Below are 22,085 nucleotides of genomic sequence, written 5' to 3' on the forward strand. Positions count from 1 at the left end.
GGGGCGACCGGGGCCTCCTCCTCCAGGACCTCACCGCCGAAGTTCTTCAGCAGCGCTTCGAGGCCGCCGTCGAATCCCTGGCCGACGGCGGCGAACCGCCAGACGTCCTTCAGGTAGAAGTCACCCAGCATCACGGCCCGTTCGGTGGAGAACTCCGAGCCGTTGAAGGAGTACCGGGCCACCTCCTCACCGCCGGCCACGATACGGATGTAGCCGGGGTTGATCTGTGACATCTGCCCGGTGCCGTCGAGGGTCGCGGTGAACGACAGCTTCTGGATCTGCGGCGGGATCCGGTCCAGCGTGATCCGGAAGGACTCGGTGTCGCCGGACTGCGTACCCAGCAGCTGGATGGCCTCCTCGGGGGACTTCGGCTGGTTGAAGAAGACGAAGTACCGGTCGTCCGAGAGGCGTTCGTCGGCGTCGAGGCCGAAGCAGCTGATGTCGAAGGTCAGTCCCGGGGCGGTGATCTGCACGCCTACGTACAGATCCGTGCCCGCGGTGAGGTCACTGATCCTGGCCTTGTGGCCGCGTTGGAATTCCCTGGCCATGCGTAACGACCGTCCCCCATCCCGAATGTGAGTGCGTCGCGCCAGGCTAACGGCAAAACCGGCCACCGGCTGAAGTCGGTACAGACCCGGTACACAACCGCCTTCAGGGACGCTGAAGCCGGGGCCGCGGGGAGAGGTTACTCACCGCGCGTACCGGGCGAATGGGGCAAACGGCTTGCGGCAACCACCCCTTCGAGGTAGCCGCGCGCCCGCTCGGTCCGCGGGTAGGCCTCAAGGAGCTGCCAGAAGTCGGGCCCGTGCCCCGGCACCAGCAGATGCGCGAGCTCGTGGCACAGAACGTAGTCGACGACGTATTCGGGCATCCCCTGCAACCGGTGGGAGAGCCGGATGCTGCCCTCGGCCGGGGTGCACGAACCCCAGCGCGTGTTCTGGTTGGTGACCCAGCGCACGGAGGCGGGCCGGGCCCGGCCGCCGAAGTACTGGGCCGACAGCCGCTCGGCACGCTCGGCGAGCTCGGCGTCGCCCAGCACCCGCCTGCTCTCCTGGGCGGCCAACTTGTCGAGCATGAGGTTCACCCAGCGTTGCTCCTCCGCCTCGGACATCCGGGCAGGGATCAGCACGACGGTGCGATCGCCCTCGCGGTACGCGGAGACCGTCCGGCGTCGCCGGGCGCTTCTGCGGACCTCGATCGCGCTCACCCCCGAGCCGCTCGGCGGCTGGCTCGTCGTGCTGCGCTGTGACTTTCCGGCGCGGTGCAGTGGGTCGGCGGGCACGCCCCGACGTTACCCGCTGCACACGCGGGAAGTCCCGGGTCCGGGACGGTTCGATGCCGATCCCCCACCATGCGTTTGATTTATACGACCAATACCCACCGCCTGTGGATAACTTTGGGCGGCCGCGCGCCGCGCCGGGCATGCTGGCAGTCGTCGGCGGAGCGTGACCGGTTCCTCCGACACTCCACTGCGAACCAGGATGTTCCGGGACTTTTCTGAGGCTACGGGGGCCTGACATGCATCCGATGGTGAAACCCGCGCTCCGGCGCGGCTGGCGCGACCTCAACACCGTGCAGTTCGGGATGACTCCGGCACACGCGTTGACCCTCGGTCCGATGGACACGGCTACGGGCAGCTTCCTGGAGCTGCTCAACGGCACCCGCGGGCTTCCGCTCCTGCGCGAGGAGGGACGCCGCATGGACCTGCCGGACGGACAGGTGGACGCGCTCGTGGGGCGGCTGTCACGGGCCGGGCTGCTCGACGACGCACGGGGAGGCGGCACGGCGGCCGACGCCCTGCGGCAGAACAAGGAGGTGCTCGACCGGCTGCGCCCCGACCTGGCGTCGCTCTCCCTGATCACCTCCGAGCCCGGCGACGCGACCGGCCGCCTGGCGGCCCGCCGCTCCCTGCGCGTGCAGATCAGAGGCGCGGGCCGGGTCGGTGCCGCACTGGCCTCGCTCCTGGCGGCCGCGGGGGTCGGCGAGGTCGACGTGCGGGACGTCGGCCGCGTCGAGCCCTGGGACGTGACACCGGGCGGACTGGCGGCCGAGTCGATCGGCGAGCGCCGGGACGAGGCCGCGCGCCGGGCGGCACGCCGGGCAGCGCCCGGCCGCCCACCGCGCCGCACCCCTTCCGCACCACCCGTCACCGGTGACCCCGGCTTCTCGCTGGTGATCCTCGCCCCGAGGGACGACGTCGTCGTGCACGCACCCGACCCGGCCGCCGCAGCCCCGCTCATGGCCTCCGGTACGCCCCACCTCTACGCGGGCGTGGTGGAGGGAACGGGCATCGTCGGTCCCCTCGTCCTACCGGGCGGCACCGGCTGCGCCGGCTGTCTGCACCAGGACCGCACCGACCGGGACCCGGTCTGGCCCCGCCTGATCGCGCAGTGGCGCTCCGGCAGAACACGGCAGGTGGGAGCGTGTGACGTGACACTGGCGACGGTGGTCGCCGGGCTCGCGGCCGCGCACGCGCTCGCCTTCCTGGACGGGCAGACGCCGTCCAGCGCGGGAAACCGTTGGGAGGTGTCCCTGCCCACTCTCCACTGGCACGCGCGGCCGGTCAGGCCACATCCGGCATGCCCCTGCGCAACTGCGGAGAGAGGAAACAGGGAACACTCCTCAACGGACGGAGCAGCACACGAGACAATGGCGGGGCAACGGCCGTCGACGCAGCGACCACGCACGGCGGACGCGGCACGGCCGGCTGGGACTTGGAGGGCGCATGTCTGATCTTCCCCGGAAGGCGGTCACCCGGACCGCCAAGCTCGCCGCGCTCCCGCTCGGCTTCGCCGGCCGGGCGACCTGGGGGCTGGGCAAGCGGATCGTGGGCGAGTCCGCGGAGATCGTCGGCCGCGAGTTGCAACAACGCACGGCCGAGCAGTTGTTCAAGGTCCTCGGGGAGCTGAAGGGCGGTGCGATGAAGTTCGGGCAGGCCCTGTCCGTCTTCGAGTCGGCGCTGCCCGAGGAGGTCGCCGGCCCCTACCGGGCGGCCCTGACCAAGCTGCAGGACGCCGCGCCCCCGATGCCGACCCGCACCGTGCATTCCGTGCTCGCGGAGCGACTGGGCGCGGACTGGCGGGAGCTGTTCCTGGAGTTCGAGGACAAGCCCGCCGCGGCGGCCTCGATCGGGCAGGTGCACCGGGGCGTGTGGCACGACGGCCGCGAGGTGGCGGTCAAGGTGCAGTACCCGGGAGCGGGCGAGGCCCTCCTGTCCGACCTGAACCAACTGAGCCGGTTCGCCCGTCTGTTGGGTCCGCTGATCCCGGGCATGGACATCAAGCCGCTGATCGCCGAGCTGCGCGACCGCGTCTCCGAGGAGTTGGACTACGGCCTGGAGGCGCAGGCCCAGCAGGTGCACGCGGAGGAGTTCGCGGACGATCCCGACGTGGTCGTCCCGGCGGTGGTGCACCAGTGCGACCAGGTGCTGGTCACGGAGTGGATCGACGGCATCCCGCTCTCCGAGGTCATCTCCGATGGCACCACCGAGCAGCGCGACCGCGCCGGCCAGCTCCTGGCCCGCTTCCTGTTCTCCGGCCCGGCCCGCACCGGTCTGCTGCACGCCGACCCGCACCCGGGCAACTTCCGCCTGCTCCCCGCCGACCCGGACGGCGAGGGCGAGTGGCGCCTGGGCGTCCTCGACTTCGGCACCGTCGACCGCCTCCCCGGAGGCCTGCCGACGCCGATCGGCGAGTCCCTGCGCATGACCCTGGACGGCGAGGCCGAGGCGGTCTACCAGCTGCTGTGCGCCGAGGGCTTCGTCAAGGAGTCCATAGAGCTGGACCCGGACGCGGTCCTCGACTATCTCCTGCCGATCATCGAGCCGGCCCAGGTGGACGACTTCACCTTCACCCGCGGCTGGATGCGCACCCAGGCGGGCCGCGTGGCCGATCCCCGCTCCCCCGCCTACCAGCTGGGCAAGCGGCTCAACCTGCCGCCCGCGTACCTCCTGATCCATCGCGTGACCCTGAGCACGATCGGCGTCCTGTGCCAGCTGGGGGCGACGGTGCGGATGCGCGAGGAGCTGGAGGAGTGGCTGCCGGGGTTCGTGCCGGAGGAGGACGCGGAGGAGTCGGTCGCGGAGGCGTGAGGCGGCCTCACCACCAGGCCGAGTCCAGCCGGCCCTCGATCGATCTGAGGTTCTCCCGCGAGCAGCGGTCGCAGAAGTACTGACGGACGCCGTTCTCCACGGAGCAGGTCCAGGTGGTGGGCGGGGGGCCGTCGGCTGGGGCACCGCAGCGGGCGCACACGAGGGAGTGCTGCGGCTCCGCGCTGGGGCCGCCGTGGTCACTGTCTCCGGAAAGACTCGTCACCAGGTGACGATAACTCCGCGGCCCGCGGTTGAGCGGTCACAACGCACCGCGGGGGCCGGTCCGTTCGGACGGACCGGCCCCCGTGGGGAATTTTCGCCTCCCGAGACCGGGAGGCCACCGCTTCAGGTGTGATCGGCTACTGCATGACCGCCATGGCGAGCGCACGGCGGGCGCGCATCGAGGCGCGCTCCGCCCGGCGCTGCATCCGGCGGGCGGTCGCCAGGCGCACGGCCCGGCGTTCCCGCTCGGCCTCATGCAGCCGCTCGTGCATATGCGCACGAGCCAGGGCTTCTGGGATGAGTTGCATCTCTCGGGTCCTCGTCTGGCGCGTGTCGGTCGCGCCGGTGGTGGTGAAGTCTGGGGTCGCGGAGCCAGTGGGCTCGCTGGTGGACGGCTTCATCGGGGCCTGCTTCTTGGGGTCGTGCGTGAGGGGGCGATCGATCGTTCCTGCGGTGTTCATGCCGTGACCGGGTTCTTGCGCGGGCGACCACGCGGCCGCTTCCGGGCGACGACGACGCCCTGCACGAACAGCTCGCCACCCCAGACGCCCCAGGGCTCACGCCGCTCCTTGGCGCCGGCGAGGCAGGCCTCGATCAGCGGGCAGGTGCGGCAGAGGGACTTGGCGTACTCGACGTCCGCCGGCGACTCGGCGAAGAAGACCTCCGGGTCGTAGGAACGGCAGGGGACGGGTACGCCAAGGTTCTCGATGGCGTCGTCGAGCGCGGTGAGCGCGGTGAGCGGGGTCAAGGTGGAGTCCTCCGTGAGGCCGGGCGGGGGGATCGTTTCGGAAGGCGGTACGGACGGGGCGTGCGCTTCGAGTTGCACGGTTCGTCTTCCTCGTCTGGTCGGTCCGGCCTGTTGACCGGGTGTCGGCTAGGTACCGGGTTCTTTTCTTGTCCCGAGGCTCCTTCGCTCCGTTGTCCGAGTTCTTGGACAAACAGAAGGGCCGCGGATCCCGGGTGGGGTTCCGCGGCCCTGAAGGCGCCGGCCTGATCGTCGATCAGGCTGGATCACTCCAGGGTTCTGGCCCACGGAAGGCCCACATCAGGTGGTGCTGCTTCGTCTGCTTCCGGAATCCGGCACCGGCCGCAAAGGCATAGGCATGGGCCTGTGCCACTACTGCTTCCAGTGCCTTGGTCGGTCGCTCATTCCGCTCACTGACGGGAAGACCCGCGAGAGAAACGGAGGACGCCGGACGCTCGGCACGAATGCCGGACAGACCGGTGCCCAGGGTCGAGGCGCCGAGCATGCACAGGGAGACGGTCGAGCGATCGGTCAGTTTGGCCGTGCTGATGGTGCTGGTGTTGATCCTGGTCACTGGACTCGCCTCCTCTCGGCGTCTCTGGGACTGGGGTGAGCCAGTCCGTTCGGATATGCAAGTACAACACGGAATCAGGGCCTCCGAGAAGGCCGCTGTTCTCGTGCCTAGAACCTATGGGGATTGCTGGGGCATGCGCAAACTATTTTTTCGACGAGTTCGTATCAGTCCCGCTCGTCGTCTCCCCCGGCCTCCCGGCCCGCGCAAAGGGCCAGCACATCGGCCCCGTACAGGGTGAGTTTACGCGCGCGGACGCCCGGGATGCGGGCCAGTTCGCCGACATCGTCGGGCACGGCCTCGGCGATGGCCATCAGCGTCTTGTCGGTGAAGACACAGAAGTCGGGCTGGCCGCTGCGCCGGGCCCGCTCGGCACGCCAGTCACGCAACCGCTCGTACAGTCCCTCGTCCATGTCGGAGGGGCACTCCTCACAGCGCATCAACTTCATCTCACCCGCGTCGGTGAGGGTGCGGCCGCAGACGCGGCAACGTGCGGGGGTGCGCTGGCCGCGTCGTGGGACGGCGGCCGGGGCCTCACTCACGAAGCCGCGCTCGACACCCCCGGAAGCACCCGCGGCGGCGCGGCCGACGGTGGCGGTGGAGCCGGGGCGCAGGCCGTCGAGGAAGCGGCTGGGGCGGCGGTTGGCTCGGCCGCCGGGCGATCGAGCCAGAGCCCAGGAGACATGGAGCCGTTCTCTGGCGCGGGTCACGCCGACATAGAGGAGCCGGCGTTCCTCCTCGACCTGTTCGTCGGTCTTCGCGTAGGTGATCGGCATCATGCCCTCGGCGACGCCGACCAGGAAGACGACGTCCCATTCCAGACCCTTGGCCGAGTGCAGGGAGGCGAGGGTGACGCCCTGAACGGTGGGGGCGTGCTGGGCGTTGGCGCGCTCGTCGAGCTCGGCGACGAAGTCTCCGAGGGTGGCTGCGGGTCGGGCGGCCGCGAAGTCGTGGGCGAGGCCGACCAGGGCGGCCAGGGATTCCCAGCGCTCTCTGACGGCGCCGGAGCCGGCCGGCGGCTCGGTGGTCCAGCCCTCCCCCGACAGGACCGCACGCACCTGGGAGGGCAGGGTGACGGCGTCGTCGAGGAGGGAGTCGTTGCCGCCGAAGCGGGCCGCGCCGCGCAGGGCGACGCCGGCCTTGCGCACCTCGGGGCGGTCGAAGAACCGCTCGGCGCCGCGCAGCTGGTAGGGGACGCCCACGTCGGCGAGGGCCTGTTCGTAGGTCTCGGACTGGGAGTTCGTGCGGAACAGGACGGCGATCTCGGCGGCGGGGACGCCGGCGTCGATGAGCTCGCGGATCCGGCGGGCGGCACCTTCGGCCTCGGCGGGTTCGTCGGTGTACTCGGTGTAGACGGGTTCGGGGCCCGGGGCCCGCTGGGAGAGCAGTTCCAGGCGGTGATCGGCGGCGCGGCCGCGGGCCTGGGCGAGCAGGCCGTTGGCGAGGTGGACGACCTGGGGCGTGGAGCGGTAGTCGCGGACGAGTTTGACGACCGTCGCGCCGGGGTGGCGGGTGCGGAAGTCGAGGAGGTGGTCGGGGGTCGCTCCCGTGAACGAGTAGATCGTCTGGCTGGCGTCGCCGACGACGCACAGGTTGTTCCGCTCGCCGAGCCACAGGTCCAGCAGGCGCTGCTGGAGCGGGCTGACGTCCTGGTACTCATCGACGACGAAGTGCTGGTACTGGGAGCGGACCTGCTCGGCGATGTCGTGCCGGTCCTGGAGGACGGCGACGGTCAGCAGCAGGACGTCCTCGAAGTCGATGACGTTCCGGTCGCGTTTGAGGGCTTCGTAGGCCGCGTAGAGATGGGCGATCTCCACCGGGTCGCGAGGGGCCTCGCGACCGGCCCGCTTGGCGGCGAGCGTGTAGTCGGCGGGGACGGTCTGGGTGACCTTCGACCACTCGATCTCGCCGGTGACGTCGCGCAGCTCGTTGCGGTCGAGTCGGGTGCCACAGGCTGCGGCCGCGTCCGCGACGAGCTGGATCTTGCGGTCGACGAGCCGGGGCATGGAGCCACCGATCGCTTTCGGCCAGAAGTACTGGAGCTGACGCAGCGCGGCGGAGTGGAACGTACGGGCCTGGACGCCCTGTGCTCCGAGCTGGCGGAGACGGCCGCGCATCTCGCCGGCGGCGCGGTTGGTGAAGGTGACGGCGAGCACGCTGGAGGGCTGGAGTATCCCGGCGCGCACGCCGTAGGCGATGCGGTGGGTGATCGCCCGCGTCTTGCCCGTGCCCGCCCCCGCCAGCACGCACACCGGCCCGTGCAGGGCGGTGGCCACCTCGCGCTGCTCGGGGTCGAGCCCTTCGAGCACCGCGTCGGCCGAGTCCGGTACCCGCGGGAAGAGAGGGGAGTGCGTTGCTGCTGTCACACGGCCATGCTGCCAGGTCGCCGGAGACGGCTGTGCCGGTTGTCCACAGGGAGGCCCTTGCAGTCGTACTAATGCGGCAGGCGTCACGTCGGCCGTGTGCCGCCTGTGCGGCGCGGGTCACGTGCCGCCGGATACCCCGGGTGGGAATGGCGGCCGGATCGCATATGTTCCTCCCCTGGACGAGCTTCCCGAGCTGCCTAAGGAGCGCGAGCGAGATGCAGGGCACTGTGACGATGTACAGCACCACGTGGTGCGGCTACTGCCGCCGGCTGAAGAGCCAGATGGACCGCGAGGGCATCGCGTACACCGAGATCAACATCGAGCAGGACCCGGCCTCCGCGGCGTTCGTGGAGAAGGCGAATGGCGGAAACCAGACGGTCCCGACCGTCCTCTTCGCCGACGGCTCGACGCTCACGAACCCTTCGCTGGCCCAGGTGAAGCAGAAGATCAGCGCGTAACCGGACGCCGACTCAGGCTTGCACGAGGTGGTCCCTGACTTCGGTCAGGGGCCACCTTTTTTCTGCGGTTCCCCTGCTTCTACGTTCGTGCCGCCGCTCTGCTGCCGTTCGTCCCGCCGGACCTCTCCCCACGGCATGGCCGGGTCCTCGAACCGGACGCGGTGGACGACGGCGACGGCGCTGGACGAAGTCGTATCCGCCCTCGTTCAGCGCCGTGTCGCCGAGGTAGTCCGCCTCCAGGAAGGTACGGGTCGGCCGTTATCGGGCTGTGGTCAGACGAAGCTCCGGGTGGGCAGCGGCTTGCCGTACCAGAGCTCGATCAGCCGGGCCGCGATCGAGATGCCGTACGGAGGCAGGACCTCCTCGGTCTCGAACGCGGCGCGCAGCTCTTCGCGGGAGAACCAGCGGGCCTCGCTGATCTCGTCGCCGTCGACGTTGATGTCGGTCGAGGTGGCGCGGGCCATGAAGCCCAGCATGAGGCTGGACGGGAACGGCCAGGGCTGGCTGGCGACGTACTCGACCTGGCCGACGGTGATGCCCGCCTCCTCGTAGACCTCGCGGCGCACCGCCTGCTCGATGGACTCGCCGGGCTCGACGAAGCCCGCGAGCGTCGAGAAGCGGCCCTCCGGCCAGTGGACCTGGCGGCCCAGCAGGATGCGGTCGTCCTCGTCGGTCACGGCCATGATCACGGCGGGGTCGGTGCGCGGGTAGTGCTCGGCGCCGCAGGCCGGGCAGCGGCGGATGTGGCCGGCCGCGGCGATGACCGTGCGCTCGCCGCAGCGCGAGCAGAAGCGGTGGGTGCGCTGCCAGTTCTCCAGGCCGACCGCGTGCACCATCAGACCCGCGTCGCGCGGCGACAGCAGCAGGCCGGCCTCGCGCAGGCCCGCCGGGCGGGCGGACTGGTCGATGCGACCGGGCAGGGCGTCCTTCTGGAGCGCGAAGTATCTGATGCCGTCCGCGTCGGTGCCCAGGAAGTAGCGGTGCGCCTCGGTGAGCGGGGCCTCGAAGGAGGGCGTCATGACGAGTTCGGTCCGGCCGTCCGACGTCTCGTCGATGAGGACCTGGCCGCCGGAGACCACGAAGCAGCGGGTCGTGGGGTGGCTCCATGCCGCCGCGAGCCAGGCCTCGTCGAGCCGGTGGTGGGCGGCGCGGTCGATGCCGCTCGGGGCGGTGAGCGAGATGGGTCGGTCGGCGGTGTGGTCGGTCCAGGTGGTCACGGGTGCTTCCAACTCCCCCAGTACAACGGTTCGTTTCGGCGGGCGGTTCAGCAGGAGGTAGGGCGGGAGGGGACCGGGCCCGGCACGTGTGCGGCATGCGGGGCGGTCACTCCAGTGTGCCCCGCGCGCGATGCCGCTCCGGACGGCCCGGATTCGTCAGGGCGCATGGCGCCAGTTCTCCGCGAGGTCGCCCCACAGGTACGCGCTGGTCTCGACGCCCTTGAGGAGGAGGTCGAGCTCGACCTTCTCGTTCGGGGCGTGCCAGCCGTCGGAGGGGACGGAGATGCCCAGGAAGAGGACGGGCGCGCCGAGGAGCTCCTGGAGATCGGCGGCCGGTCCGGATCCACCCTCGCGGGTGAAGCGGACAGGTCCCTCGAAGGCGCGGCCCATGGCGCGGGCGACCGACTGGAGCGCGGGGTGGTCGAGCGGGGTCAGGCACGGGCGCGTGGCCGAGCCGAACGTGATCTCCTGACGGATCCCTGCGGGCACCTGTTCGGCGGCCCAGGAGCGGACGGCCTTCTCGATGTGGTCGGGGTCCTGTCCGGCGACCAGCCGGAAGGAGAGCTTCACCATCGCCGACGACGGGATGATCGTCTTGCTGCCGGCGCCCTGGTAGCCGCCGCCGATGCCGTTGACCTCGGCGGTGGGGCGGGCCCAGACGCGCTCCAGGGTGGTGTGTCCGGCCTCGCCGTGGGTGGCGCGGGACTTGGCGGTGCGCAGCCACTGCCGCTCGTCGAAGGGCAGCTCGGCGAAGAGCTCGCGCTCGCGGTCGGTGAGCTCGACGATGCCGTCGTAGAAGCCGGGGATCGCCACGCGCGTGTGCTCGTCGTGCAGGGCGGCGACGAGGCGGGCGACGGCGGTCGCGGGGTTGGGCACGGCGCCGCCGAACGAGCCGGAGTGGATGTCCTGGTCCGGGCCGTACAGCCGGATCTCGCACTCGGCGAGGCCGCGCATGCCGGTGCACACCGTGGGGGTGTCCTCGGACCACATGCCGGTGTCGGAGACGATCACGGCGTCGGCGGTCAGCCGGGCGGCGCGCTCTTCGACGAGGGCCCTGAAGTGCGGGGAGCCGGACTCCTCCTCGCCCTCGATGAGCAGCTTCAGGTGGACGGCCGGGGCGCCGCGGCCGGTGGCGGCGAGGTGGGCGCGGACGCCGAGTGTGTGGAAGAACACCTGACCCTTGTCGTCGGCCGCCCCGCGCGCGTAGAGGCGGTTTCCGCGGACGACTGGCTCGAAGGGCTCGCTGTCCCAGCCGTCCTCGAGGGCGGCGGGCTGGACGTCGTGGTGGCCGTAGACGAGGACGGTGGGGGCCTCGGGGTCGTCGGCGGGCCACTCGGCGAAGACGGCGGGGGCGCCCGGGGTCTCCCAGACCTCGGTGGTCGGGAAGCCGGTCTCCCGGAGTTTGGCGGCGAGCCAGTCGGCGCTGCGCCGCACGTCGGGCGCGTGGTCGGGCTGGGCGGACACCGAGGGGATGCGCAGCCATGCGGCGAGGTCGTCGAGGAAGGCGGCGCGGTGCTGCTCGATGTACGCGCGGACGGCGCTGTCCGGGGTCTGGCTCATGGTCACGAGCCTATCGGCCCGCGCCGACATCCTCGTCGGGCGTTCGTCACACTCCGCTTCCCCGGGGTATCAGGTAAGGCCCCGTGTCATGGGTCGCACGAGTGCCCCGGTCACCCCGGTCCCGCTTCCCCTTCTCCGGTGAGCAGTCTCTCCAGGGCCGGCCGGTCGGGCAGGTCGACGGGCCGTACGACCTCGCCGCTGCGGACGTACAGGAAGGCGGCCGTGACCGACTCCGGGGGCACGCCCTGCTGCTCGGCCCAGCCGAGCCGGTAGATCGCGAGCTGGAGCGGGTCGGCGGCGCGACCGTGACTGGTCTTCCAGTCGAGGATCTCGTACGTCGCCGCTTCTCCGTCGCCGTTCTTGTAGACGGCGTCGATACGGCCCCGTACGACGCGGCCGGCGAGGGCGAGCTGGAAGGGGACCTCGACGCGGTAGGGCGTGCGGCGCGCGTACTCGGTGCGTTCGAAGGCCTCCTTCAGGGCGTCGAGGTCACGCTCGTCGGCGATCTCGGCCTCGCTGCCGGGCAGCTCGTCCGGCTCCAGCATGGGGAGCGTCAGCGCTTCGAAGCGGGTCTCCACCCAGGCGTGGAACCGGGTGCCTCGACGTGCGGCGGGTTGCGGAGGGCGCGGCAGGGGGCGCGCGAGTTCCTGCGCCAGCCCGTCCGGGTCGGCGGCGAGGCGCAGCAGCTGGGTGGCGGTGAGCGAGGTCGGCAGGGGTACGTCCGTGACGCTCTGCCGGGCGCGCAGGAGCTCTCCGGTGAGCGCGTCGAGGTCACGGTCCCAGGAGGCGATGGTGCGGGCCTCCTCGGGCGTCAGGGGCTCGCGCTCCGGATCGGTGGGGTGCGGGCGGGCGTGGGCGCGCGCGGTCGGGGCGGCCGCCTGGTGCGGGACGGTCGGGCGGTCGGTGCTCCAGGAGTCCCAGTCGTCGGGGCCCTCGTCGGGGAAGGCCTCGTCCTCGTCGCGGGCCGGGCCGAAGAACGGGTCGTCGTCCCCGGGGAGAGCCTCGTCCTCGTCCGGCGGCGGGGGCCAGTCCGGGTCGTCGAAGGTGTCGGGGTCATGGCCGGCCGCCGGGTGGCCGGCCTCGTGGGAGGCGAGGGCGTCCAGGTGGGCGAGGACGGTCTCGGCGGCCGCGCGGCGGCGGGCCAGGCCGGCCGTGTCCAGGGGCAGCGGCCAGGCCTGTTCGGCGGACGCCTGGTGCAGGGCCGGGTTCTCCTCGTCCTCCTCGGGCTCGTCCGCCCACGCCTCGATCTCGCCGTACCCGGCGGCGCAGTGGTCGTGCAGGGCCAGCAGGAAGTCGGACGGTCCGCGGGGCTTCTTCTGAGCGGGGCCCCACCAGTGGCCGGAGCCGAGGAGCAGGGAGCGGGGGCGGGTGAAGGTGACGTAGCCGAGGCGGAGTTCCTCGGTGTGCTGGTGCTCCTTCATGGCCTCGTGGAAGGCCTTCATGCCGCGGGAGTCCCAGGCCTCGATGTCGGGCAGGGTGGCGGCGTCGCCGCGCAGGGCGTGCGGCAGGACCTTGGCCTGGGAGGTCCACTTCTCGCGGCCCTGGGTGCTCGGAAAGGTGCCGGTGACCAGGCCGGGGACGGCGACGACGTCCCATTCCAGGCCCTTGGACTTGTGCGCGGTGAGCACCTTGACGGTGTTCTCGCCGCCGGGGAGGGCGTTGTCGAGGCCCTTCTCGTACTGGGCGGCGGTGCGCAGGAAGCCGAGGAAGGCCAGCAGGGTGGCCTCGCCGTCGTTCGCGGCGAAGGAGGCGGCGATGTCCAGGAAGTTCGACAGGGTCTCGCGGCGGCGGGCGGCCAGGGCGTGCGGGGACGCCGACAGCTCCACCTCCAGGCCGGTGACGGCGAGGACGCGGTGCAGGACGTCCATCAGTGGGTCGGCCAGCGAACGGCGCAGCTCGCGCAGTTCGGTGGCCAGACGGGCGAAGCGCACGCGCGCGTCCGGGGAGAACGGCAGTCCGTCGTCTACGTCGCCCTCGGTGCCGCCCAGCGGCGTCTCCAGGAACGTGTCGAGGGCGTCCGCGAGCGAGATCACCTCGGACGGGTCGACGCCCTCCACCGCTTCGGCGAGCCGCCGGTCGGGGTCGTCGTCGGCGCCCACGCGCGCGTGGGCCACGAGCAGCCGGGCGCGCCGGCCCAGCAGGGCGAGGTCGCGCGGGCCGATGCGCCAGCGCGGGCCGGTCAGCAGGCGCACCAGGGACGCGTTGGCGCCCGGGTCCTGGAGGACCTCGCAGACGGCGACGAGGTCGGCGACCTCGGGCAGGTGCAGCAGCCCGGAGAGCCCGACCACCTCGACGGGGATGTCCCGCGCGACGAGGGCGCCCTGGATCTCGGCGAAGTCGGTGGCCGTACGGCACAGGACGGCGATCTCAGCGGGTGCCTTCCCGGTGCGCACGAGGTGGGCGACGGAGTCGGCGATCCAGTCGATCTCCTCGGCATGGGTGCTCAGCAGGGCGCAGCGGACCGTGCCGTCGCGTTCGGCGCCGGGGGCCGGGCGGAGGGCCTCCACGCCCGCGTGCATGGCGCGCAGCGGTTCGGCGAGGCCGTTGGCGAGGTCGAGGAGGCGGCCGCCGCTGCGGCGGTTCTCGCTGAGGGCCTGGCGGGTGGCGGGGCGGCCGTCGGCGTGCGCGAAGTGCTCGGGGAAGTCGTCGAGGTTGGCGACGGAGGCGCCGCGCCAGCCGTAGATCGCCTGGCAGGGGTCGCCGACGGCGGTCACCGGGTGGCCCGTGCCGGCGCCGAACAGGCCGGCCAGCAGGACGCGCTGGGCCACGGAGGTGTCCTGGTACTCGTCGAGGAGCACGACGCGGAACTCGTCGCGCAGGACGCGGCCGACTTCGGCGATGCCGGCGAGGGCCGCGGACAGGGCGATCTGGTCGCCGAAGTCGAGCAGGTCGCGCTCGCGCTTGGCGGAGCGGTAGCGCAGGACGAGCTCGGCGAGTTCGCGGCGGGCGGCGGCCGTCTCGGGGATCTTGCGCAGGTCGGCGTTGGTGAGTCTGGTGCCGTCCAGGGTGCGCAGCAGGCCGACGTCCCAGGCGCGCAGGTCCTCGGGGCGTACGAGGTGTTCGGCGAGCTCGGAGTCGAGGGTGAGCAGGTCGCTGACCAGGTCGGCGAAGGAGCGGGTCAGGGCCGGGTACGGGCCGGGGGCCTCGCGCAGCACGCGCGCGGCGAGCTGGTAGCGGGTGGCGTCGGCGAGCAGCCGGGACGTCGGCTCCAGGCCGAGGCGGAGGCCGTGGTCGGTCAGGAGGCGGCCGGCGAAGGCGTGGTACGTGGAGATCACCGGCTCGCCCGGCGGGTTGTCCGGGTCGATGACGTCGGGGTCGGTGACGCCGGCCTTGATCAGGGCCTTGCGGACGCGTTCGGCAAGTTCGCCCGCGGCCTTGTTGGTGAAGGTCAGTCCAAGGACCTGTTCGGGGGCGACCTGTCCGGTGCCGACCAGCCACACCACGCGGGCCGCCATCACCGTGGTCTTGCCCGATCCGGCTCCGGCCACGATCACCTGCGGGGCGGGCGGTGCGGTGATGCAGGCCGTCTGCTCCGAGGTGAAGGGGATGCCGAGGAGCTCCTTGAGCTGCTCGGGGTCGGTGATACGGGCGGGCATGTCGCAGAGGCTAGCGGCGGGCACTGACAGTGGCGGCCAGATTGCCCGTCGGGCGGGAGGAAGCACAGGTCAGCGCCTGTGGTGCGATGCGTCACGCGCGTCACTCGACCACGTGGCGCCCCTCCGGCCGCGCGCTGCACGACGCCCGGAACGCGCAGTGCGCGCAGTGCTGGCCCGCGGTCGGCGTGAACCGCTCGTCGAGGACCTTCCCGGCGGCGGTGGCCAGCAACTCGCCGGCCCACTCCCCCTCCAGCGGCTGCTGCGCCTGCACCTTGGGCAGGGTCTCGCCGCCGTTCCGCTGGGCGGCGCCCTGCCTGAGGTGCACCAGTTCGGCACCGCCCGCCTCGGGGCGTACGCCGTCGAAGGCGTCGTCGACGGCGCCTTCGCGGACGGCGAGCTGGTAGACGGCGAGCTGGGGGTGGCGGGCCACCTCGGCGGCACTGGGTGCCTGCTTGCCGGTCTTGAAGTCGACGACGTACGCGCGTCCCTCGCCGTCCGCCTCGACACGGTCCAGCTGGCCGCGGATGCGCACTTCGTAGTCGCCCGCTTCGAGGGTGACGTCGAAGTCGTGCTCGCTGGCCACCGGTGTGCGCCCGGTGCGCTCCAGGACATGCCACTTCAGGAACCGTTCGAGCGCCACGCGCGCGTTCTGCTTCTCCTGCGTCGACTTCCAGGGCGCGTCGAAGGCGAGCGCGTTCCACACCGACTCCAGGCGCTCCATGAGGACGGCGAGGTCGGCGGGGGTACGGCCGGAGGCCACCTCGTCGGCGAGGACGTGCACGACGTTGCCGAAGCCCTGGGCGGTGGTGGCGGGCGCGTCGGCCTTCACCTCGCGGCCCAGGAACCACTGCAGGGAGCAGGTGTTGGCGAGCTGGTCCAGGGCGCTGCCGGACAGCACGACGGGCTGGTCGCGGTTGCGCAGCGGCACCTTGCTCTCGGTCGGCTCGAACATGCCCCACCAGCGGTAGGGGTGCGCCGAGGGGACCAGCGGGCGGCCGTCCTCGTCGGCGAGCGCGGCGAGCCGGGCCAGCCGGCGGGCGGCGGCTTCCCGCAGGGTGCCGGACACGCGCGGGTCGACGGTGGTGGCGCGCAGTTCGGCGACGAGCGCGGCCACGGACAGCGGGCGACGCGGGCGGCCCGTGACGTCCTGGGCCTCGACACCGAGTTCCGTGAGGAACCGGGAGGGCTGGTCGCCGTCGTCGGCGGGTGCCTTCACCGCGGTGACGACGAGGCGTTCACGCGCGCGCGTGGCGGCGACGTAGAACAGGCGGCGCTCCTCGGCCAGCAGCGCGCCCGGGGTGAGCGGTTCGGCGAGGCCGTCGCGGCCGATGCGGTCGGCCTCCAGCAGGGAGCCGCGGCGGCGCAGGTCCGGCCACAGCCCCTCCTGGACGCCGGCGACGACGACCAGGCGCCACTGAAGGCCCTTGGCGCGGTGCGCGGTCATCAGACGGACGGCGTCGGGGCGTACGGCACGCCGGGTGAGCGTGTCGGCGGCGATGTCCTCGGCCTCGATCTCCTCCAGGAAGTTCAGGGCGCCCCGGCCGCCGGTGCGCTCCTCCGCGCGCGCGGCTGTCGCGAACAGCGCGCACACGGCGTCCAGGTCGCGGTCGGCGTTGCGGCCGGCCGCGCCGCCGCGCCGGGCGGCCCGCTCCAGACGCCCGGGCCACGGTGTGCCCTCCCACAGGTCCCACAGCGCCTCCTCGGCGGTGCCGCCGCCGGCCAGGCACTGCCGGGCCTTCCTGAGCAGCGCGCCGAGGCGCTGGGCTCCCCGGGCGTACACCGGGTCGTGCGCGACCAGGCGTTCCGGCTCGGCGAGGGCCCGCGCGAGCAGCTCGTCCGAGGGCGGCGGCACCGGGTTGCCGCCCGCCCGCTCCTCCTCGCGCAACGCCCGCCCGAGACGGCGCAGGTCAGCCGTGTCCATGCCGGCGAGCGGAGAGGCGAGCAGCGTCAGGGCGGTCTCGGTGTCGAGCCAGCAGACGTCTTCGGGCCGATCCGCGAGGTCCTGGCCCCGGTCCACCGACCCCTGAGGCAAGTCCGCGACGCCCTGAGGCCGGCCCGCGGCGTCCCCGGACCTATCCGCCGCACCCTGAGACCGATCCGCGGCATCCCCGGACGGTTCCACGGCGCCCTCCTCAGAGAGCCCCGCGGTCTGCTCCGCACGCCCCTCCTGCTGCTCCGCAAGGGCATCCGCGTCACCCCGCACACCCGCTGCGGACACCGTCGCGGCCTCCGCCATGGCCACCGCCCTGAGTGCCGTCAGCAGGGGTGCCACCGCCGGCTCGTGGCGCAGGGGGAGGTCGTCGCCGTCGATGTCCAGGGGAACCCCGGCCGCCGTGAGGGCGCGGCGGACCGTCGGGATGGAGCGGGAGCCGGCGCGCACCAGGACGGCCATGTCGCTCCAGGCGACCCCGTCCTCCAGGTGCGCTCTGCGCAGGATGTCGGCGATGTTGTCCAATTCCGTACCGGACGTCGGGTACGTGTAGACCTCGACTCGGCCGCCGTCCCCTACCGGGGCGAGCTCGCGATGGGCGCGGACCTTGTCGGCCGGCAGGCGGGTCAGCGGCATGCGCTGGGTGAGCAGGCGGGTCGCGGCCAGCAGCCCGGAGGCGGAGCGGCGGGAGGTCCGCAGCACCTCGACGGGGGCCGGGCGGCCGTCCGCGCGCGGGAAGGCCGCCGGGAAGTCCAGGATGCCGTTCACGTCGGCGCCCCGGAACGCGTAGATCGACTGGTCGGGGTCGCCGAAGGCGGCCAGGGTGCGGCCGCCGCCGGCCAGGGCGTGCAGCAGGCGCACCTGGGCGGGGTCGGTGTCCTGGTACTCGTCGACGTACACGGCGTCGTACTGGGTGGCGAGCCGGGCCGCGACCTCGGGGCGGCGGGCCAGCAGCACGGCGCGGTGGACGAGTTCCGCGTAGTCGAGCACGCCCTGCATGTCGAGCACGTCCAGGTACTCGGCGAGGAAGGCGGCCGCGGCCCGCCAGTCGGGGCGGCCTGTACGGCGCGCGAAGGCGTCCAGGGCGCCGGGGCCGAGGCCCAGTTCGCGGCTGCGGGCGAGGACGGCGCGGACCTCGTCGGCGAAACCGCGGGTGGTCAGGCAGGCACGCAGCTCGTCCGGCCAGCGCACGTGCTGGAGGCCGAGCCGCTCCAGTTCCGGCTGCCCCGCGAGCAGCTCACGGACGGTGACGTCCTGCTCGGGGCCGGAGAGCAGGCGCAACGGCTCCACGAACAGGTCGTTGTCCTGATGGGCGCGGACCAGCGCGTAGCAGTACGAGTGGAAGGTGGTCGCCCGGGGCGCGCGGGCCGCCCCCATGCGCAGGGCCATGCGGTCGCGCAGTTCGACGGCGGCCTTGCGGCTGAACGTCAGGACGAGGATCCTCGCTGGGTCCCCACCCCGCGCGATCCGTGCCGCCACGGACTCGACCAGCGTGGTGGTCTTGCCGGTGCCGGGACCCGCGAGGACGAGCAGCGGTCCGGCCCGGTGGTCAACCACGGCGCGCTGCGCCGCGTCCAGACGAGGGGGATCCTGCTCGGTCGGCGGGGTACGCACCAGTCGGTAAGCGCCACGGTTCCCCTGTCGCACCTGGGGGTGCGACAGGCGCCTGGTGGAGGAAGAGGAGCTCACGTGGTTCGCCGGTCCTGGTGTCTGTGCTGGTTTGCAGGCCGCCGCGCGTGCGGGGCGGTGGCCGCGGGGTGAGAGGGACACGTGCAGCCGACGCTACGCCGGGCATCGGGACGGAAGCGGGGCTTCCGCTTCTTCCCTCCCGGCTCGCGCGACACGCGCACCCCACGCCTCACGAACGTACGGCATGCCACGGGCGTCCCCCGTGTCCCTCGTACGGGCCACAGGTTCCCCCCGAGGGCGTCCGATGGCGGAAGCTGTCAGGTGTGACCGTCCGCGTCCTCGCCGCCGTCCCACCGCGCCCGCTTCATGTCGAGCCGCGGCAGGTGGCCCTCGGCGGCCCTGCTCGCCTCCTTCAGCGGGGTGCCCTCCGCGCGATAGTGATCGAGCGCCCGCAGCTCGTGCCCCGGGAGCAGGGCCCCGTCGGAGCGCACGACGCGCCACCACGGAACGGCTCCCCCGTAGAGAGCCATCACCCGGCCGACCTGGCGGGGACCGCCCGCTTCCAGCCATTCGGCCACGTCGCCGTACGTCATGACGCGCCCCGGAGGAATCCGCTCAGCGACATCGAGGACCCGCTCCGCGTACTCCGGCAGCGCGTCCTCCGCCCGGGCCCCGGGAAGGCTCTCCTCGCTCATTCGTCCCATCCTGCCCCACCGCACCGACAACGTGACGCGATCGGTACCGAGCGCATCCCTCGCCCCGAAGCGGCAGGTCCGGCAGACTGTGCGCCCCCGCATTTGCACCCTGACGCCCCCGTGTGTCGGTGGAGCATGCCACCATCGTGCGGGCGGTGACTGGTGATACGAGATCAAGAAGAGACGATGAAGCAGCAGGGCGTGCACCCCGAAGGCGCGGAGGGCACCTCTGACGATCCGTCGCGCCCGGACCCCGCCGACACTCCGAAGAAGGGCCCTGACCAGGACGTACGCGGGGAAGTACGCGCGGACGACGGGGACTGCCCGGACGACGCGCACATCGACGAGGTCGAGGGCGACGAACCGCTGCTCCCCGCGCGCGTGCACCGTCCCTCCGACCTCATGCGGCTCCTGGTGGGTGTGCTCGCCATCGCCGTCCTGCTCGCGATCGCCGCGTTCGCGCACGGAACGACCTCGGGGCTCGAACAGGACATCAACAAGGGCACCGGTCAGGCACCCGACCTGCTGATCAAGATCGCGGGGCTGGCGTCCAGCATCGCGATCCTGCTGGTGCCGGTCGCGTTCGCGATCGAGCGGCTGATCAAACGGGACGGGTTGCGCATCGCCGACGGCGTGCTCGCGGCGGTCCTCGCGCACGGAGTGACCCTCGCCACCGACCTGTGGGTCGCCAGGGCCGCCCCCGACTCGATCCAGGAGGCGCTCACCCAGCCCTCCCCCGGTGACATCCACGCCCTGACCGACCCGGTGCACGGCTACCTCGCGCCGGTCATCGCGTACATGACGGCGGTCGGCATGTCCCGGCGGCCACGCTGGCGTGCCGTGCTGTGGATCGTGCTGCTGCTCGACGCCTTCTCAATGCTGGTCACCGGCTACACCACACCGTTCTCGATCATCCTTACGGTGCTGATCGGCTGGACCGTGGCCTACGGGACGCTGTACGCGGTCGGCTCCCCCAACGTCCGCCCCACGGGACAGACCCTGATGGCCGGCCTGCGGCACGTCGGCTTCCACCCCGTCGGAGCGGCCCGCGAGGAGGCCGCGGACACCGAGAACGGCGACCGCGGCCGACGCTACTTCGTCACCCTGGAGGACGGCCGGCCCCTGGACGTCACGGTGGTCGACCGGGAGCAACAGGCGCAGGGCTTCTTCTACCGCGCCTGGCGCAACCTGACCCTGCGCGGCTTCGCCACCCGCTCCAGCCTCCAGTCGCTGCGCCAGGCACTGGAGCAGGAGGCGCTGCTCGCCTACGCGGCCATTGCGGCCGGCGCCAACGCGCCCAAGCTGATCGCGACCTCCGAGCTGGGCCCCGACGCCGTCATGCTCATCTACGAGCACACCGGCGGCCGCACGCTCGACACACTGGCCGACGAGGAGATCACCGACGAGCTGCTGCGCCACACCTGGCACCAGGTGCGGGCGCTGCAGTCCCGGCGTATCGCGCACCGCAGGCTGGCGGGCGACGCGATCCTGGTGGATCGTTCCGGCAAGGTGATCCTCACCGACCTGCGCGGCGGCGAGATCGCGGCAGGTGACCTGCTGCTGCGCATGGACGTCGCCCAGCTGGTCACCACGCTCGGCCTGCGGGTGGGCGCCGAGCGGGCGGTGGCCTCGGCGGTCGGCGTCCTCGGCCCGGACGCGGTCGCGGACTGCCTTCCGATGCTCCAGCCGATCGCGCTGACCCGCTCCACGCGCGCGACGCTGCGCAAACTGGCCCGCGAACGGGCGGAGCGCGAACGCGAGGCGGTCCTGGAGGCTTCCCGGCAGGACAAACTGGCCCGCCTGGAGGCAGCCTCGGAAGACACCAGACCCGAACTCGAAAAGCCCGACAAGAAGACGGTGCGCGCCGAGCAGCGGGCCGAGAAGCGGGCCATCGACGAGGCTCTGGAAGAGGCCCGCGAGGAGGATCTGCTCACCCAGATCCGGCACGAGGTGCTGCGGATCCGGCCGCAGGCGCCCGTGGAGCCGGCCCGTCTGGAGCGGGTGCGGCCGCGCACGCTGATCAGTTTCATCGCGGGGGCCATCGGCGCCTACTACCTGTTGACGCAGCTCACCCACATCGAGTTCGGCACCCTCTTCGCGCAGGCCCAGTGGGGCTGGGTGGCCGCCGCGGTGCTGTTCTCGGCGCTCAGCTACGTCGCCGCGGCCATGGCCCTGCTCGGCTTCGTGCCGGAGCGGGTCCCGTTCGTGCGAACCGTGGCGGCGCAGGTCGCCGGGTCCTTCGTGAAGATCGTGGCACCGGCCGCGGTCGGCGGTGTCGCCCTGAACACCCGGTTCCTGCAGCGCGCGGGCGTACGGCCCGGGCTCGCGGTGGCCAGTGTCGGCGCCTCGCAGCTGTTCGGGCTCGGCTGCCACATCCTGATGCTGCTGTCCTTCGGCTATCTGACCGGCACCGAGAAGACCCCGTCGCTGTCGCCGTCCCGGACGGTCATCGCGGGTCTGCTGACGGTGGCGGTTCTGGTGCTCGTGGTGACGTCGGTGCCGTTCCTGCGGAAATTCGTCGTCACGCGCGTGAAGACGCTGTTCGCGGGTGTCGTGCCGCGCATGCTCGACGTGCTGCAGCGGCCCCAGAAGCTGGTCACCGGCATCGGCGGCATGCTGCTGCTGACCGCCTGCTTCGTGATGTGCCTGGACGCGTCGATCCGGGCGTTCGGCGACAGCTCGACCTCGCTCAGCATCGCCAGCGTCGCCGTCGTCTTCCTCGCCGGAAACGCGCTCGGCTCCGCGGCGCCGACCCCGGGCGGCGTCGGCGCGGTCGAGGCGACCCTGACGGTCGGCCTGATCGCCGTCGGCCTCCCCAAGGAGGTCGCCGCCCCCGCCGTCCTGCTGTTCCGGCTGCTGACCCTGTGGCTGCCGGTGCTGCCCGGCTGGCTGGCGTTCAACCACCTGTCACGCAAGGGCGCTCTCTAGACGCAGGGCGACCTGACCTGCGAGGGCGCCCCGTGGGCACCGGCCGGGGCGTACCTCTTACGGCCCGCGCCCCGAGCG

At 72.4% G+C, this 22,085-nt stretch carries 16 protein-coding genes; 4 read left to right on the top strand and 12 right to left on the bottom strand.

Annotation, left to right across the window (positions count from 1 at the left end; genetic code table 11):
* Nucleotides 1-548, bottom strand: a 548-nt coding sequence (locus IPZ69_RS31450) for a TerD family protein (protein WP_235458053.1), incomplete at its 3' end; no start/stop codon positions are given.
* Nucleotides 549-685: 137 nt separating this feature from the next.
* Nucleotides 686-1,282, bottom strand: coding sequence for a M48 metallopeptidase family protein (locus IPZ69_RS31455; protein ID WP_235458054.1), 597 nt, complete (start codon nt 1,280-1,282; stop codon nt 686-688).
* A gap of 236 nt (nt 1,283-1,518) precedes the next feature.
* Between IPZ69_RS31455 and IPZ69_RS31460 the strand changes: the two genes are divergently transcribed.
* A complete protein-coding gene (locus IPZ69_RS31460) occupies nt 1,519-2,733 on the top strand; it encodes a TOMM precursor leader peptide-binding protein (protein WP_235458055.1) in 1,215 nt (404 codons plus the stop codon).
* Complete coding sequence (locus IPZ69_RS31465) at nt 2,726-4,090, top strand: ABC1 kinase family protein (RefSeq protein WP_235458056.1); 1,365 nt, start codon at nt 2,726-2,728, stop codon at nt 4,088-4,090. The genes IPZ69_RS31460 and IPZ69_RS31465 overlap by 8 nt, the downstream gene beginning before the upstream one ends.
* 7 nt (nt 4,091-4,097) lie before the next feature.
* Here the strand turns inward: IPZ69_RS31465 and IPZ69_RS31470 are convergent, their stop codons facing one another.
* The 5 genes from IPZ69_RS31470 to IPZ69_RS31490 form a co-directional block, all read right to left on the bottom strand.
* Nucleotides 4,098-4,313: a hypothetical protein gene (locus IPZ69_RS31470; protein ID WP_235458057.1), complete on the bottom strand. Its 216-nt coding sequence runs from the start codon at nt 4,311-4,313 to the stop codon at nt 4,098-4,100.
* Nucleotides 4,314-4,449: 136 nt separating this feature from the next.
* On the bottom strand, nt 4,450-4,773 hold the full coding sequence (locus tag IPZ69_RS31475) for a hypothetical protein (RefSeq protein WP_235458058.1): 324 nt from the start codon (nt 4,771-4,773) through the stop codon (nt 4,450-4,452).
* Nucleotides 4,770-5,138, bottom strand: coding sequence for a WhiB family transcriptional regulator (locus tag IPZ69_RS31480; protein WP_019072119.1), 369 nt, complete (start codon nt 5,136-5,138; stop codon nt 4,770-4,772). The genes IPZ69_RS31475 and IPZ69_RS31480 overlap by 4 nt, the downstream gene beginning before the upstream one ends.
* A gap of 175 nt (nt 5,139-5,313) precedes the next feature.
* Nucleotides 5,314-5,631: a hypothetical protein gene (locus tag IPZ69_RS31485; protein ID WP_235458059.1), complete on the bottom strand. Its 318-nt coding sequence runs from the start codon at nt 5,629-5,631 to the stop codon at nt 5,314-5,316.
* 164 nt (nt 5,632-5,795) lie between these two features.
* On the bottom strand, nt 5,796-7,994 hold the full coding sequence (locus IPZ69_RS31490; RefSeq protein ID WP_235458060.1) for an ATP-dependent DNA helicase UvrD2: 2,199 nt from the start codon (nt 7,992-7,994) through the stop codon (nt 5,796-5,798).
* A gap of 215 nt (nt 7,995-8,209) precedes the next feature.
* Here IPZ69_RS31490 and IPZ69_RS31495 point away from each other — a divergent pair, with 215 nt between their 5' ends.
* Complete coding sequence (locus IPZ69_RS31495) at nt 8,210-8,452, top strand: mycoredoxin (RefSeq protein ID WP_235458061.1); 243 nt, start codon at nt 8,210-8,212, stop codon at nt 8,450-8,452.
* A 272-nt stretch (nt 8,453-8,724) separates the two neighbouring features.
* Here IPZ69_RS31495 and nudC read toward each other — a convergent pair whose 3' ends face one another.
* From nudC to IPZ69_RS31520, 5 genes are all read right to left on the bottom strand, one after another.
* The gene (nudC, locus tag IPZ69_RS31500) at nt 8,725-9,669 is read right to left on the bottom strand and encodes an NAD(+) diphosphatase (protein ID WP_235458062.1); all 945 of its coding nucleotides are present in this window, start codon (nt 9,667-9,669) and stop codon (nt 8,725-8,727) included.
* A gap of 156 nt (nt 9,670-9,825) precedes the next feature.
* On the bottom strand, nt 9,826-11,229 hold the full coding sequence (locus tag IPZ69_RS31505) for a dipeptidase (RefSeq protein ID WP_235458063.1): 1,404 nt from the start codon (nt 11,227-11,229) through the stop codon (nt 9,826-9,828).
* A gap of 110 nt (nt 11,230-11,339) precedes the next feature.
* Nucleotides 11,340-14,825 (bottom strand): ATP-dependent DNA helicase, encoded by a 3,486-nt coding sequence (locus tag IPZ69_RS31510; protein WP_235458064.1) that lies wholly within the window; start codon nt 14,823-14,825, stop codon nt 11,340-11,342.
* Nucleotides 14,826-14,925: 100 nt separating this feature from the next.
* Complete coding sequence (locus IPZ69_RS31515; protein WP_235458065.1) at nt 14,926-18,444, bottom strand: ATP-dependent helicase; 3,519 nt, start codon at nt 18,442-18,444, stop codon at nt 14,926-14,928.
* Nucleotides 18,445-18,701: 257 nt separating this feature from the next.
* Entirely contained in the window at nt 18,702-19,079 is a 378-nt protein-coding gene (locus tag IPZ69_RS31520) for an MGMT family protein (RefSeq protein ID WP_235458066.1), read from the bottom strand.
* A gap of 186 nt (nt 19,080-19,265) precedes the next feature.
* Between IPZ69_RS31520 and IPZ69_RS31525 the strand changes: the two genes are divergently transcribed.
* Nucleotides 19,266-22,007 carry a lysylphosphatidylglycerol synthase transmembrane domain-containing protein gene (locus tag IPZ69_RS31525; protein WP_235458067.1) on the top strand — a complete coding sequence of 914 codons (2,742 nt, stop codon included), beginning with the start codon at nt 19,266-19,268 and terminating at the stop codon, nt 22,005-22,007.
* Nucleotides 22,008-22,085: the final 78 nt, after the last annotated feature.

The sequence above is a fragment of the Streptomyces olivochromogenes genome (assembly GCF_021538895.1).
Classification (GTDB): domain Bacteria; phylum Actinomycetota; class Actinomycetes; order Streptomycetales; family Streptomycetaceae; genus Streptomyces; species Streptomyces olivochromogenes_A.